General features: G+C 61.9%; 17 protein-coding genes. 10 read left to right on the top strand and 7 right to left on the bottom strand.

What is annotated here, in order from left to right; translation table 11 throughout:
• The first annotated feature begins 170 nt into the window (after positions 1-170).
• Genes EN804_RS02805 through EN804_RS02795 form a run of 3 tightly spaced genes read left to right on the top strand, consistent with a single transcriptional unit; the run spans position 171 to position 2139 of the window.
• Positions 171-767 carry a cold-shock protein gene (locus EN804_RS02805; protein ID WP_127869719.1) on the top strand — a complete coding sequence of 199 codons (597 nt, stop codon included), beginning with the start codon at positions 171-173 and terminating at the stop codon, positions 765-767.
• Positions 768-790: 23 nt separating this feature from the next.
• Positions 791-1354, top strand: a complete 564-nt coding sequence (locus EN804_RS02800; protein ID WP_127869426.1) for a DUF192 domain-containing protein — start codon at positions 791-793, stop codon at positions 1352-1354.
• A 17-nt stretch (positions 1355-1371) separates the two neighbouring features.
• The gene (locus EN804_RS02795) at positions 1372-2139 is read left to right on the top strand and encodes an alpha/beta hydrolase (RefSeq protein ID WP_135918659.1); all 768 of its coding nucleotides are present in this window, start codon (positions 1372-1374) and stop codon (positions 2137-2139) included.
• Positions 2140-2182: 43 nt separating this feature from the next.
• Here the strand turns inward: EN804_RS02795 and EN804_RS02790 are convergent, their stop codons facing one another.
• The gene (locus tag EN804_RS02790) at positions 2183-2809 is read right to left on the bottom strand and encodes a hypothetical protein (protein WP_135918658.1); all 627 of its coding nucleotides are present in this window, start codon (positions 2807-2809) and stop codon (positions 2183-2185) included.
• 103 nt (positions 2810-2912) lie between these two features.
• Here EN804_RS02790 and cysE point away from each other — a divergent pair, with 103 nt between their 5' ends.
• Entirely contained in the window at positions 2913-3761 is an 849-nt protein-coding gene (gene cysE, locus EN804_RS02785; RefSeq protein ID WP_127280041.1) for a serine O-acetyltransferase, read from the top strand.
• 145 nt (positions 3762-3906) lie between these two features.
• Positions 3907-4110: a DUF3126 family protein gene (locus EN804_RS02780; protein ID WP_006200852.1), complete on the top strand. Its 204-nt coding sequence runs from the start codon at positions 3907-3909 to the stop codon at positions 4108-4110.
• A gap of 54 nt (positions 4111-4164) precedes the next feature.
• Here the strand turns inward: EN804_RS02780 and EN804_RS02775 are convergent, their stop codons facing one another.
• Entirely contained in the window at positions 4165-4896 is a 732-nt protein-coding gene (locus EN804_RS02775; RefSeq protein ID WP_127869423.1) for a hypothetical protein, read from the bottom strand.
• A gap of 114 nt (positions 4897-5010) precedes the next feature.
• On the opposite strand from EN804_RS02775, the gene EN804_RS02770 reads away from it, so the two are divergent.
• Positions 5011-5346 (top strand): hypothetical protein, encoded by a 336-nt coding sequence (locus EN804_RS02770; RefSeq protein ID WP_135918657.1) that lies wholly within the window; start codon positions 5011-5013, stop codon positions 5344-5346.
• A 19-nt stretch (positions 5347-5365) separates the two neighbouring features.
• Positions 5366-5893: a gamma carbonic anhydrase family protein gene (locus EN804_RS02765; protein ID WP_135864217.1), complete on the top strand. Its 528-nt coding sequence runs from the start codon at positions 5366-5368 to the stop codon at positions 5891-5893.
• A gap of 43 nt (positions 5894-5936) precedes the next feature.
• Here the strand turns inward: EN804_RS02765 and EN804_RS02760 are convergent, their stop codons facing one another.
• The 4 genes from EN804_RS02760 to EN804_RS02745 all read right to left on the bottom strand — a co-directional run bounded on the left by EN804_RS02760 (position 5937) and on the right by EN804_RS02745 (position 9011).
• On the bottom strand, positions 5937-6497 hold the full coding sequence (locus EN804_RS02760; protein ID WP_167531247.1) for an ankyrin repeat domain-containing protein: 561 nt from the start codon (positions 6495-6497) through the stop codon (positions 5937-5939).
• Positions 6498-6751: 254 nt separating this feature from the next.
• Positions 6752-7360 carry a transglutaminase-like cysteine peptidase gene (locus tag EN804_RS02755; RefSeq protein ID WP_135918656.1) on the bottom strand — a complete coding sequence of 203 codons (609 nt, stop codon included), beginning with the start codon at positions 7358-7360 and terminating at the stop codon, positions 6752-6754.
• Positions 7361-7643: 283 nt separating this feature from the next.
• Positions 7644-8261 carry a PilZ domain-containing protein gene (locus EN804_RS02750; RefSeq protein WP_127281204.1) on the bottom strand — a complete coding sequence of 206 codons (618 nt, stop codon included), beginning with the start codon at positions 8259-8261 and terminating at the stop codon, positions 7644-7646.
• A gap of 114 nt (positions 8262-8375) precedes the next feature.
• Positions 8376-9011: a PAS domain-containing protein gene (locus EN804_RS02745; protein WP_127869418.1), complete on the bottom strand. Its 636-nt coding sequence runs from the start codon at positions 9009-9011 to the stop codon at positions 8376-8378.
• 435 nt (positions 9012-9446) lie between these two features.
• Here EN804_RS02745 and EN804_RS02740 point away from each other — a divergent pair, with 435 nt between their 5' ends.
• Positions 9447-10202 (top strand): rhomboid family intramembrane serine protease, encoded by a 756-nt coding sequence (locus tag EN804_RS02740; protein WP_127869417.1) that lies wholly within the window; start codon positions 9447-9449, stop codon positions 10200-10202.
• Positions 10203-10289: 87 nt separating this feature from the next.
• Positions 10290-10721: a CBS domain-containing protein gene (locus EN804_RS02735; protein WP_127280953.1), complete on the top strand. Its 432-nt coding sequence runs from the start codon at positions 10290-10292 to the stop codon at positions 10719-10721.
• Between the two features lie 48 nt (positions 10722-10769).
• On the opposite strand, the gene EN804_RS02730 is transcribed toward EN804_RS02735, so the two are convergent.
• Positions 10770-11027 (bottom strand): YjhX family toxin, encoded by a 258-nt coding sequence (locus EN804_RS02730; protein ID WP_127280952.1) that lies wholly within the window; start codon positions 11025-11027, stop codon positions 10770-10772.
• A 291-nt stretch (positions 11028-11318) separates the two neighbouring features.
• Between EN804_RS02730 and gatB the strand changes: the two genes are divergently transcribed.
• Positions 11319-12818 carry an Asp-tRNA(Asn)/Glu-tRNA(Gln) amidotransferase subunit GatB gene (gene gatB / locus EN804_RS02720; RefSeq protein WP_135864222.1) on the top strand — a complete coding sequence of 500 codons (1500 nt, stop codon included), beginning with the start codon at positions 11319-11321 and terminating at the stop codon, positions 12816-12818.
• Position 12819: the final 1 nt, after the last annotated feature.

Genomic DNA, 12819 nt, shown 5'->3' with positions numbered 1-12819 from the left:
GGTCAAAGGGCAATCGTCCGGCGTCAGGCGGCGCCGGCAAAGAACAAATCCGGTATTCCCGCAATGAACCGTGAAAAAAGGCACGTCAGCTCTTGCACACACCGGAAGCCGCGGTGTTAATCTGGTATCAAGAATCAGTTGCGGTGTTCTTGAATAAAGGGGGCATTCTTATGGGGGAAAAGGCCTCTTTGACCGGGCGGGCCAATACCCTTGGCGACGCCTTGACGCGCGACGAAGGCGGCGACGCCGCCGACTTGGCCGAAATCGCCGGCGCCATCAAGTGGTTCGATGTGGCCAAGGGCTATGGCTTCATCCTTCCCGATGACGGTGTTTCGGGCGATATCCTCCTCCACGTGACATGTCTTCGACGGGACGGCTTCCAGACAGCCTTGGAAGGCGCACGCGTGGTCTGTCTTGTGAAGCAAGGCGAGCGCGGGCTGCAGGCCTTCCGTGTGCTTTCCATGGATGTCACCACCGCCGTCCATCCCGCGGAAATGCAGGAACAGCGCACCCATGTCGCGGTGACGCCGGAGAGCGGGCTCGAACGCGCTTTGGTCAAATGGTTCAACCGCACCAAGGGGTTTGGCTTCCTGACGCGCGGCGAGGGGACCGAGGACATTTTCGTCCATATGGAGACCTTGCGGCGCTACGGCATCACCGAGCTTCGGCCGGGGCAGGTCGTGCTTGTCCGTTTCGGCCGCGGTGACAAAGGCCTTATGGCCGCCGAAATTCACCCCGATATGGGCACCTTGCCGGTCTCGCACTAGGGCGAACCGGCCGAGGATTTCATATGACACACAGGAACGGGCTGACGGCGGGCGTGATGTGCGCCGTGGCTGCCGTCATGGTCGCCGCCGCCGCATTCTTCTATTTCCAGGTACCCAGCGCGGCCGATGGCCGGGCGATGATCCTTCCAGTTGATCCCGCGCCGCTGGTTGCCGTGACCAAGAATGGCAAACGCTCCTTCTCGATCGAAGTCGCCGATACCGAGGCCGAGCGGGAAGCCGGCCTGATGTTTCGCGAGGACATGGCCGCCAATCATGGCATGCTGTTCGTCTTCGACGAGACGCGCGACGTCAGTTTCTGGATGAAGAACACGCCGATGGCGCTCGATCTGATCTTTGTCGGCCAGGACGGCAGGATCCGCGCGATCAAGCAGGGTGAGCCGCAATCCGAGGCGATCGTCTCGCCGGGCGAGCCGGTCCGCTTCGTGCTTGAGCTCAAGGCCGGCACGGCCGCCAGGGACGGCATCGCGGACGGCGACCTGCTGCGCCATCCAGTAATCGGCACGGCATCGGGTCCTGGCATGCCGCCCGCGGACAAGGGCGATTCTCCGAACGTCGACTCCGACTGAGCCGGGGATCACCTCCCATGCAGTTTTTTTCCCATGACGGGTTCGATCTTGCCTTCCTCGACCGCCAGCCGGCCTCGGGCGCGGGCGATCCGGTGCTGATGATTCATGGCTTTGCTTCGAGCCACTATGTCAACTGGGTGTCGCCCGGCTGGTTCAAGACGCTCAACGATGCCGGTTATCGCGCCATCGCCTTCGACAATCGCGGCCACGGCGCGTCATCCAAGAGTTACGACGAGGCCGATTATACGCCCGCGAAAATGGCTTCGGACGCGGCAGCCCTGCTCGATCATCTCGGTATCGGGCGGGCCCATGTCATGGGCTATTCGATGGGCGCGCGCATCGCGGCCTTCCTGGCGCTGTCCGATCCGGACAAGGTGGCGACGCTGGTCTTTGGCGGCCTCGGCATCGGCATGATCGATGGGTTCGGCGATTGGGATCCCATCGCCGCCGCCCTTCTTGCCGAGGATCCGTCCGCGACCACCCATCCGCGCGGCCGCGCTTTTCGCGCCTTCGCCGACCAGACCCGCAGCGACCGCCAGGCGCTTGCCGCCTGCATCGCCACGTCGCGGGAATTGCTTGGTGAGGACGACATCGCCCGCATCGCACAGCCGACGCTGATCGCGGTCGGTACCATCGACGACATTGGTGGATCGCCGGACGAGCTCGCGGCGCTGATGCCCAGCGCCAGGGCCTTCTACATCGAGGGCCGCGACCATATGCTGGCCGTCGGGGACAAGACCTTCAAGCAGCGGGTGCTGGAGTTCTACGCCGAAAATCCGCTTTGAGGCGCCGGTTCCTGGGACGAGCGCCTCGGATTCCGAAACTAAGCTAGGTCAAGGCCTGCAGCGAACGCGCCATGTTCAGCCTTGCCTGCGGTTCGAAGCGCTGCTGGAACTCCTGCGTGTGGAAGATATGCGGTCGGGCAAGGAAGGTCTTAAGCACCGCGCCGCGGCCCGCACGCCACATCGGCTCTTCAACCCAGCCATATTCACGGCGAACCGCCCGTTCATAGGCATCGAACGCAACTGCGTCAGCGCCCAGGATCGACAGGTCCATATCGAGGAACAGGCTGGCGTCGCGCGTCGCCGCTGCGTCGTCGAACAGCGGCAACTGGTGCGTGGCGGTGGCGAGGATCATCGCGCTGACGCGGCTCAGGCGCCCGGCATCGGTGCGGCCGGCGAGCTTTTGCTCCGCAAGGGCGGCACTTTGCGCCTCATTGTCCTTGGCTCTGCTGTCGTAGATGGCGTCGTGGAACCAGATCGCCGCTTCGACGGCTTCGGGGTCGTCCAGAAGCGTTCGATAGTCGCCGGCCAGCGTTAGCATCGCTTCGATATGGGCGAGGTTGTGGTAATGGCGGCCGGCGGCATGGTAGAGGACTGAAAGCTCGGTTTTCAGGGCGTCGTCGATCAAGGGTTCGTTTCCATGGCTGCTTGAATTCCTGCGAACCAAATCCATTTGACACAGCACTAAGGAAAATTGAGTTCAATCGTGCTATGATCTGGCTTATAGGTGCGGCCGGACAAGCAGGCAGACTAGCAGGACGCAGGATGAGACGTCGATGAACAGCATCAGCATTTCCCGCCACGGCGCGTTGCAGCCGGTCGATCCGATCTGGCGTTCGATCCGCGACGAAGCGATGGAAGCGGTCAACCGCGACCCGCTGCTGGCCGCGTTCCTCTATTCGACGATCCTCAACCAGGAAAGCCTGGAAGAGGCGGTCATTCACAGGATCGCGGAGCGGCTTGCCCATCAGGATATCGGCTCCGATCTCATCCGCCAGACCTTCAAGTCGATGCTTGCCGACGACAAGGACTGGCCAACCACGGTGCGCGTCGACATCCAGGCCTATTATGACCGCGACCCGGCTTGCGACCGGTTCATCATGCCGGTGCTCTACTTCAAGGGCTTTCACGCCATCCAGACCCATCGGCTGGCGCATTGGCTGTGGAACCACGGGCGCAAGGATTTCGCGCTCTACCTGCAGAGCCGTTCGTCCGCTGTCTTCCAGACCGATATCAATCCGGCCGCGCGCATCGGCAAGGGCATCTTTATCGATCACGCCACCGGCCTCGTCGTCGGCGAGACTGCGGTCATCGAGGACGACGTGTCGATCCTGCATGGCGTGACGCTGGGCGGTACTGGCAAGGCCGGCGGCGACCGCCATCCCAAGATCCGCTACGGCGTGCTGATTGGCGCCGGCGCCAAGATTCTCGGTAACATCGAAATCGGCCATTGCTCCAAGATTGCCGCCGGATCGGTGGTGCTGTCGCCTGTGCCGCACAACAAGACGGTCGCCGGCGTGCCGGCCCGCGTGGTCGGTGAGACCGGCTGCGACCAGCCTTCGCGCCAGATGGACCAGCTTCTGCCGTCGCAGAAGATGGATCACGTGATCAGTTTCGATATCTGATTTGCTGGCAGTGCCCGCATGATTGCGATTTGCCCGGCGGCATTGCCGCTTCCGGTGCAATAAGACCGGCTTGCCTTTACATCGCCATTGTCGACGTGCCAGAAGCGCCGTTCAAACGAGCAAGCCCGATGATCGGAGAAGACTGTTGAAGCCGGACGAAATCAGAAAGCTGGACGCCTATTTCAAGCGCGTCTTCCAGAACCCCAAGCTTGAGGTCAAGGCAAGGCCACGCAAGGAAGATTCGGCCGAGGTCTATGTCGGCGACGAATTCCTCGGCATCGTCTTCAAGGACGAGGACGACGGCGACTATAATTTCTCGATGGCGATCCTGGACATCGACCTGGCCTGAGCCCGCAATGCCACGGCAGGCCGCGTCGAGCGCGGCCGGCCCGCTTTCAGCCGGTCAATGTCTGGCCTTGAGGAGCAGCCCTGCCTCGGCCGTGATCGCCGCGTCCAGCGTCTGCCAGTCGCCGAGGAATTCCCTTGGGAAGCGGTAGGTAAGGCTGAGATCATCCCCGACATGGATGTCCCGCTCGCAAGGAGCCAGCGATTCGCTGGCGCTAGGACCGCTGAGGCAGCGGGCCACGAAGGGGTCCTTGCCCGCGCGCTTGCCGACGACCAGCACCTCGTTCATGTAGCCTGATTTTTCATTGAACCCATAGACCGTCGTGCCGCCAAGCCCTGGAATGCCGGGCTGGACGATCAACGCGCTGTAGATTGGCGCGAACCGGCCACTCATGTCGCGCGACATCATCTGCTGCTCGAAGGACAGGAAGATGATGTTCCTGTTGGCTCCGGCGTGATTGAAATCATCGCGCGACGCCTCGCTGTAGCCGTCCATCTGGGGATAGCGCAGATAGAGGTCGAGGCGCGAGGCGATGCCGTCGCGCCGGGCTGGCTCGAACCTGATGAAATTGGCCGGCACGGTGATGATGTTGTGGCCGATCACCACCTCGCGCACGGTCGCGTCGTCGGTGTATCCGGCCATGGCAATGGAACGGCCGAACCATTTACCGCCAAGGCTGATGGCTATCGACAGCAAGGCCAGAGCCGCGAACGCGTAGAACACCCGCTTCATCAGCTTGGAATCGACCACGGTGAGTTCTGGGCCGTCGGCGATCGCTGCCTGCTTCATTTCGGTCCTCGTCCATCACCATCCGGGTGCCCCGCGGCGGCACACATCGCACGGCACGGCTCTTGCAGCCTTTCTGAAACGACTGTGCGATTTCATGGTAAATGGAGGGTTAATATGGCCCAGATGGAACTCCTGCTGTTCGCTTTTGTCGTCGGGCTGACGGTTTGCGGCCTGACGGGCTCGACAATGGAACTGGTATCGGGTCGCAAGGTCGCCTTCGCCGAGCCTTATGTGTCGCCCTCGCATGTGCTGCGCTCGCTGGCTGTCACTGCCGGTGCCGGGCCGTTCATGCTGGTCAACGAAGCCCTCGATGCGCGGCGCCAGGACCGCATTTCGATAGTGGCGCTCCTGTCATGTGGCTGCACCGCTATTGCCTGGTCGCTGGCCCTGGGCATCGTCGTGCTCGCCATTGCTTCCTGGGCGGTCCGTCTCCTAGGGTTTCCAGCCTGAGACGATTCGGAGACCGACAATGCCGCTTTATGCGATCGATGGAACCGAGCCCAGCTTCGCCGATGCGGATTCGAACTGGATCGCGCCCGACGCCACGCTGATTGGCGACGTCAGGATCGGCCGCAATGCCGGCTTCTGGTTCGGCGTCGTCATCAGGGGCGACAACGAGCCCATCGTCATCGGCGCCGGCACCAATGTGCAGGAACACACGGTTATGCACACCGATCCCGGCTTTCCGCTGACCATCGGCGAAGGATGCACCATCGGCCATCGCGCCATGCTGCATGGCTGCACGATTGGTGACAACAGCCTGATCGGCATGGGCGCCATCGTGCTGAACGGCGCCAGGATCGGCAAGAATTCACTGGTCGGCGCCGGCGCCCTGGTCACCGAAGGCAAGGAATTCCCGGACAATTCGCTGATCGTCGGTTCACCGGCAAAGGCGATCAGGGTGCTGGACGACGCGGCGGTCGAGCGGCTGCGTGGCTCCGCCGCGCACTACGTCGCCAACGCCGGGCGCTTCAAGGCGGGGCTGAAAAAGGTCTGAAGCCGGCTTTGGCGATGGGTGTCGCCCGGTTCGTCGCTGCAACTCATCGTCCCTTGGAGCGTCGCTTGGCCGTCGCATCGCGCAGCAACGAAGCTCCGGCTTCAAAGCCGGCTTTGTCGGCCTCCTCAAGGGCCGTCGTGTAGTCATCGATACGGGTTTCGAGCGTCGGGTCCGCGCCGGCGGCGAGAAGCAGGCGGATCGCCTCGACGCTGCGGATGGCCACCGCATAGTGAAGCGGCGTCCAGTCGTTGACGCCCCGCATGTTGGGATCGGCGCCGTGATCGACGAGGATGCGGATGATGTCGAGCTTGTCCGCGCGTTCGGTGGACAGCGCCGCGATGATCGGGGGAAATCCGGCATGATCTTCGTAGTTCGGGCTCGATCCGGCTTCGATCAGCGTTGCGACGAAGCCGAGAGGGCTCCAGTAGATCGCATATTCCAGCGGATTGCCAAGACCGAGTTCGAACGGCATGCGCTCGTCGAACCAGCGAGGCGAGCCGCCCAAGGCTTTGCCGAGTTCGTCGAAGTCACCGGCCTTGAAGGCGTCGTCGATCGCCCTGAATAGGCGATGGCGCTCGCATCGATCTTCCGGGATTTCCAGCATCAATGTGACCCAGGAAACGAAACCAACGGCCCGATTGTGCATCGATCTGTTGTGCGTGGAAAGGCGGGGGCGGCGCGATGCGCCACGTGTCATCGGGTCAGTTTAGCATCTTCCCTACAGAAATGGCGGAGCCGGCCCGGGGACGGGGCCGGCTCCTTTGACCCGGTCGTTGGGGACGGGGAGGGTGGGGACTCGACCGGGTTTCTCGTTGAGCGCGTCGCAGCCGTGCAACGCGCCTGACCTTGTTGGCATCCTCAGCGGACGCTGGCGACCGCGTCGGAACGGCCGTCGTTGATCGTTACCCAAACGCCGGAATTTTCCGTCGATTGACGCTTGAGATAGGTGTAGTCGGTGTCCGTCCAGGACAGCACCTTGGTTTCCAGATTGTCGAGGATGAACTCGCCGAGGCTGGTGCGCACGGTCAGAACCGCATGGCCGTCGCCGTTCGGCTGGCGCGCAACCGTCATCAAAAGGTCGCCGGCGGGCACGCCCACATTCATCAGCTCGCGGCGCTTTTCCAGCGCGTAATCCTCGCAATCGCCGTAGCCATTGTCCGGGTAGGCCCAGTATTCCTCGACACCGTAGTTTTCCATGTCGGTGCGCGGCTTGACGCGGGTGTTGACCGAATTGTTGATGCTGACGATGGACGCCCAGAGTTTGCGGGTCAGGTCGACCGGCTCTCCCTTTGGGGTCTTTTCGTTGCATTCGCCCGGCATGCGTTGGCAGAATTCATAGTGGCCAACAGGCTGCGTGGTGCGTCCGCCGGTATGCATATAGGCCGGTCCCGCGGCATATGCTGATCCCCAGGCGGAAAGCTGCATCGCCATTGCCACCAGCAACAGCTTGCCCCTCGTTCTTTTCATTATTCAGTCTCCCCGTTCGAAGGAGACATTGCCACATGTGGATTTATTTGACGCAAAAGCGCGAAGTAGATTTTAAGTAAAACGCCCGTAGAATAAACATAAAATTTGAATCATTTGAGTATTGAATTGTTCGGATTGCGGGATTGGTTTTCGGCGAATTCGGCCGCGCGCGGACCATTCCTGACTATGGCGACCTGTCGCCCGAGGACGTATCGATCGTCGCACCCCGGAATCAAAAAGCCGGCCGTGAGGGCCGGCTTGACGGGCGTGCTTTGCGGCCTGATCAGGCGCGCGGCGTGTTGAATTCCGAATCGAGCGTTTCGGGGCGCTGGATGACGGCGAATTCGATGGCGACGCCATCTTCGAAATGCCGAACGATCTGGCCGCGCATCGTGCCGAGCATGACCTGGACGCCGATCGCCGGTTTGACCTCGATCTCGATCGCGGCGCCGGACAATGACAGATCGATGATCCGGCACTGATACTGACGGCCGTCGGTGAGCTGCAGCACGCTGGTCGGGTTGCGTGGCGAGACGCGCTCGTGTCGGCGGTCTTCCGGCAGGTCGAGCTCGTGCTTGTTGGCGAGCCATGTCAATTGCGCCGCGAGCTTGTCCTTCTTGCGGTCGGACGCAATCACCGTCATTGCGAAGCCGTCCGGCAACGTGCGCGTCAAGACACCTTCGATGCGACCGATATGATCGATATAGGCGATGACTTTCTCGCCGGGCATGCCGATGCGGTCGGTGCGAAGCGCGACGTTGCCAGGCGACATGTCCACGACCTGGCAGGGGTGCTCGGTGCGGTCCTCCAGCATGAAACGTCCGTATATCTTGACCCGGACGCGCTGAAAGTTACGCCTTTCAGCTTGGGACGGCGCATAGTCGACCGCCGCTGACCTCATGACTGCCTACACCCCGTTTGGCATCCCGCGCCTTAATGCGAGGGACTTCATCAGAGAAGTACAACAAAGCGGGTTAACAAAGGGGAAAAACAGGCCCGCGGGACTGTGTGATCATCAACTATCTTCGCGCCCGCCGTCGAAGACGACGAGGTGGCGGATGCGGCGCGCCCGGCCGAGCGCCGAGATCGTGTCGGGCGCCCCGATCTCGTCGGGAACGAGCGAGGGAACGTCGATCGCCGGACGGTTGTTCAGCAGCTCTTTCTCCGGGTCGATGACGCGTATTGAATCGATCAAGGCGTCCGTGATCGGATCCGCGCCCAGCCAGAACGGCTTCTCCGCGGCGCTGATCACGCCGAGGCAGCGCGGATTTTCAATGCCGCCATCGAGCGGCAGGGCGAGCAATTCGAACTTGTTGGAGCGGCCGTTGCGGCTGAAGCCCTCGAAAATGATCAGCACGACCGATTTCTGGTCGAAAACCCCGTGGATCAGCCGCGAAACCAGCCGCTGATCCTTTTCGCGCCACAGCGACGGGAAGGAAAACCCCTTGAGTTCGCGGCCGTAGCAGGCGCAGAGCCTGGTGCCGGCCAGACGAAACACGGGCTGACCACGCGTGTCCCTTTCCAGGATGAACGTATCGGCCAGCAGCGACTTGATGTCGGCCGGCTCGACTTCCGATCGCTTCGGAGCGGGGCGTCCGTCACGCAGGCGGTTCCAATAGTGGAACAGCGTGATCGATCCGTTTTGGTTCATACTAAAAAGCTCCGCGCATTCTGTCGTCTGATGTCCCATCGGTGAACAGAAGGGCGCCCTCCGATGACCTACATGCGTTCCGGAGCAGGAAGCGTGCCAGCGTCGTTAACACTTGTTCACGGGTCGGGGCCGTTAAGGTTAACAAGTGGTTTACGTTGCGCCCTGGCGAGCCGCGTGGCACACCAAAACCACTCCAGAAGCGGTCGTTTCGCGACGATCGGCAGCACTTCAGTCAAGAGTTTTAGGGGAGCAGGGGGCTCGACCGGCCGTTCAAGGGAAACCTTGGACGGCTTCTTTTTTGATTCGCACCTGTGATTCGGAGCGGGACGATTCGCCATTTGCGGTTCCATCGGCGGTGATCTAGATGCTGGCCAGGCCGAACCAGCCCCAGACCGAACCGGCCCCGGACTGAACCAGCATCGAGTGCGATTGCAGATGAATGAACCGCAAAATCCGTCCCAGCCCGAACCGGCCGAAGCCATGCCGCCGCCGGCGCGTGAGCCGGTGTTCAACCTGCCGCCGATCGTGCTGGCGGTGATCGGCATCTGCGCGATCGTCTATCTGCTGCAGCAATATGTGCTGAACGACGCCCAGCAAATGACGCTGCTCTATGACGGGGCGTTCATTCCGGTCCTCTATACCGGCCAATACGGCTTCGACTGGTTCCTTTTCACCCGGCCTTTCACTTACGCTTTCATGCATGGCGGCTTTGCCCATATCGCCATCAATATGGTCTGGCTCGCCGCCTTTGGCTCGCCGCTGGCCAATCGTCTCGGCGCGCTCCGGTTCGCATTGTTCTTTGCCGCCACCGGACTGGCTTCGGTGGCGCTCTTCTGGGCCATGCATCCATACGGAGAAGCGCCGCTGGTCGGCGCATCGGGCGCCATATCGGGCATGATGGGGGCCGCGGCGCGCTTTGGCTTCCACACCGACCGCTCGGCCGGCAAGGCTGCTTTCGCCGGCCCGGTGCTGCCGGTCGCGATCGTGTTGCGCTCGCGCGGCGTCGTCATTTTCCTGGCCATGTGGATGATCATCAATCTCGCCACCGGCCTTCTCGGTTTCGCGCCGGGCGTGGACGGCCAGATCGCCTGGGAGGCCCATATAGGCGGCTTTGTCGCGGGCTTCTTCGGCCTGCGCTGGTTCGACAGGGGATGGCAAGCGCCTGAATGGGAAGCGCCCGACCACACTTGAAATGCAACCCATCACGGCGCACGATGTTCACTCTTATGCGAAAACCGGTCAGGTCAGGAACCGGTTGGCAAAGTAGAGGAGGACGCCATGACAGTTAAGGCAATTCTCGAGAGCAAGGGCCATGACGTGCTGACGCTCGGGCCCAACGAAAAACTCAGCGAAGCCATTCGCATCCTGACTGAACACAAGATCGGCGCACTGGTCATCACCAATGGCGATCGCAAGATCGTCGGCATCCTCTCCGAGCGCGACATCGTGCGGGTGATCGCCAAGGAAGGAGCCGCCGCGCTCGACATCGCGGTGCGCTCGGCCATGACGCCGAAGGTGAAGATCTGCAATGAGAACCACACCGTCAACGAGGTGATGGAGATCATGACCCGGGGCCGCTTCCGCCATCTGCCGGTGGAAAAGGACGGCCTGCTGGATGGCATCGTATCCATCGGCGACGTGGTCAAGCGCCGCATCGAGGACGTCGAGCGGGAGGCCGAGGAAATACGCGCCTACATCGCCACCGCCTGAACTGTGAAAGAAGCCGCCGGCCGGAGGGCCGACCGGCGGAACCCTGGTCTATCTGTTGTCGAGTTCGGAGCGGACGAGTGCGAGCCCGCGCCTTGTGATGCGGTAGGGCCCGCCGCCCGACGACGAAACCGCCTTCTTGCGTTTCAATTTTCGAAACAGGTCGAGATCGACGTCAGGATAATGCCAGCCGTCGCGGGTCAGGCATTTGACGGAAGCGATCCTTTTCTTGTCGTTCTTTTCGATTTCAATGCGTCCGCCCTGCGCGAGCAGGTGCAGGATGCGCTGTTCAGTACGCGAAATATCCATGTGAAGAGTTTCCGGGAAAACGAAAAATGCCGCCGCCGCGAAGCTTCGCGGCACGGGGTTTCAGGTTTTCTGCCCTGCCTCATCGAGAGGTCAGGGCCTTACCGGGACTGAGCGTAAGTGGACATCCACTCTCCATTGGGATGAGCGTCCTATAGGCGAAAATGGCTGGGAAGGCCAGACCGAGGCTTTGCGCTTGTCTCTTCTGGCAGTTTGCACTAGCGAAGCGGGTACGATTTGTACCTGCTGAATGTGCAGCGCATTCGGCAATCATCCGGAATTTGACGGCAGGCCATGAGCATCATCGATACCCGTACACCCGACGCAAAACGCCTGATATCAGGTGCCACCGGCGACTGGGAGATCATTATCGGCCTTGAGGTTCACGCTCAGGTCATCTCGGAGGCAAAGCTCTTCTCCGGCGCCTCGACCGCATTCGGGGCTGCGCCCAATGCCAATGTCAGCCTAGTCGATGCGGCAATGCCCGGCATGCTGCCCGTCATCAACGAGGAATGCGTCAAGCAGGCGATCCGCACCGGCCTGGGCCTGAAGGCGGCGATCAACCACAAGTCGGTCTTCGACCGGAAGAATTATTTCTATCCGGACCTGCCGCAGGGCTACCAGATCTCGCAGTTCAAACAGCCGATCGTCGGCGAGGGCACGGTGATCGTTTCCGTCGGTCCCGACCGCCAGGGCGAGTTCGAGGACATCGAGGTTGGCATCGAGCGCCTGCACCTGGAGCAGGATGCCGGCAAGTCGATCCATGACCAGCACCCGACCATGTCCTATGTCGACCTCAACCGCTCCGGCGTGGCGCTGATGGAGATCGTGTCGAAACCCGACCTGCGCTCCGGCGACGAGGCCAAGGCCTATGTGACCAAGCTGCGCACCATCATGCGCTATCTCGGCACCTGCGACGGCAACATGGACGAAGGCTCGCTGCGTGCCGACGTCAACGTCTCGGTGCGCCGGCCAGGGGGCGAATTCGGCACCCGCTGCGAAATCAAGAACATGAATTCGATCCGCTTCATCGGCCAGGCCATCGACTACGAGGCGCGCCGGCAGATCGCTATCCTCGAGGACGGCGGCAAGATCGATCAGGAAACGCGGCTGTTCGATGCCGTCAAGGGCGAGACGCGCTCGATGCGCTCCAAGGAAGAGGCGCACGACTACCGCTACTTCCCCGATCCGGATCTTCTGCCGCTGGAATTCGACCAGGCCTATGTCGACGCCCTGGCCAAGGCATTGCCGGAACTGCCCGACGACAAGAAGGCGCGGCTGATCTCCTCGCTCGGCCTCTCGACCTACGACGCAGCGATCCTGGTGTCGGAAAAGCCGATCGCCGATTATTTCGAGAAGGTAGCGGCCGGGCGCGACGGCAAGCTCGCCGCGAACTGGGTCATCAACGATCTGCTGGGCGCTCTCAACAAAGCCGGCAAGGACATTGAATCCGCTCCGGTTTCGCCCGACCAACTCGGTGCGGTCATCGACCTGATCAAGGAAGGCACCATCTCCGGCAAGATCGCCAAGGACCTGTTCGAGATCGTCTGGAGCGAGGGTGGTGATCCTCGCCAACTGGTCGAAAGCCGTGGCATGAAGCAGGTCACCGACACCGGCGCCATCGAGAAGGCGGTCGACGAGGTGATCGCGGCCAATCCCGACAAGGTCGAGCAGGCACGCGCCAAGCCGACCATGGCCGGCTGGTTCGTCGGCCAGGTGATGAAGGCGACCGGCGGCAAGGCCAATCCGCAGGCCGTCAACGATCTCGTCAAGGCCAAGCTGGGCATCGAGTAAA

It is taken from the genome of Mesorhizobium sp. M8A.F.Ca.ET.161.01.1.1, assembly GCF_004792105.1.
GTDB lineage: Bacteria > Pseudomonadota > Alphaproteobacteria > Rhizobiales > Rhizobiaceae > Mesorhizobium.
This window is presented reverse-complemented; position numbering and strand designations above follow the sequence as displayed.

Excerpts from the sequence above, each read along its gene's own strand:
- EN804_RS02805 (WP_127869719.1), top strand. The coding sequence starts at position 171 with ATGGGGGAAAAGGCCTCTTTGACCGGGCGGGCCAATACCCTTGGCGAC.
- EN804_RS02800 (WP_127869426.1), top strand. The coding sequence starts at position 791 with ATGACACACAGGAACGGGCTGACGGCGGGCGTGATGTGCGCCGTGGCT.
- EN804_RS02795 (WP_135918659.1), top strand. The coding sequence starts at position 1,372 with ATGCAGTTTTTTTCCCATGACGGGTTCGATCTTGCCTTCCTCGACCGC.
- EN804_RS02790 (WP_135918658.1), bottom strand. The coding sequence starts at position 2,809 with ATGGATTTGGTTCGCAGGAATTCAAGCAGCCATGGAAACGAACCCTTG.
- cysE (WP_127280041.1), top strand. The coding sequence starts at position 2,913 with ATGAACAGCATCAGCATTTCCCGCCACGGCGCGTTGCAGCCGGTCGAT.
- EN804_RS02775 (WP_127869423.1), bottom strand. The coding sequence starts at position 4,896 with ATGAAGCAGGCAGCGATCGCCGACGGCCCAGAACTCACCGTGGTCGAT.
- EN804_RS02770 (WP_135918657.1), top strand. The coding sequence starts at position 5,011 with ATGGCCCAGATGGAACTCCTGCTGTTCGCTTTTGTCGTCGGGCTGACG.
- EN804_RS02765 (WP_135864217.1), top strand. The coding sequence starts at position 5,366 with ATGCCGCTTTATGCGATCGATGGAACCGAGCCCAGCTTCGCCGATGCG.
- EN804_RS02760 (WP_167531247.1), bottom strand. The coding sequence starts at position 6,497 with ATGCTGGAAATCCCGGAAGATCGATGCGAGCGCCATCGCCTATTCAGG.
- EN804_RS02755 (WP_135918656.1), bottom strand. The coding sequence starts at position 7,360 with ATGAAAAGAACGAGGGGCAAGCTGTTGCTGGTGGCAATGGCGATGCAG.
- EN804_RS02750 (WP_127281204.1), bottom strand. The coding sequence starts at position 8,261 with ATGAGGTCAGCGGCGGTCGACTATGCGCCGTCCCAAGCTGAAAGGCGT.
- EN804_RS02745 (WP_127869418.1), bottom strand. The coding sequence starts at position 9,011 with ATGAACCAAAACGGATCGATCACGCTGTTCCACTATTGGAACCGCCTG.
- EN804_RS02740 (WP_127869417.1), top strand. The coding sequence starts at position 9,447 with ATGAATGAACCGCAAAATCCGTCCCAGCCCGAACCGGCCGAAGCCATG.
- EN804_RS02735 (WP_127280953.1), top strand. The coding sequence starts at position 10,290 with ATGACAGTTAAGGCAATTCTCGAGAGCAAGGGCCATGACGTGCTGACG.
- EN804_RS02730 (WP_127280952.1), bottom strand. The coding sequence starts at position 11,027 with ATGGATATTTCGCGTACTGAACAGCGCATCCTGCACCTGCTCGCGCAG.
- gatB (WP_135864222.1), top strand. The coding sequence starts at position 11,319 with ATGAGCATCATCGATACCCGTACACCCGACGCAAAACGCCTGATATCA.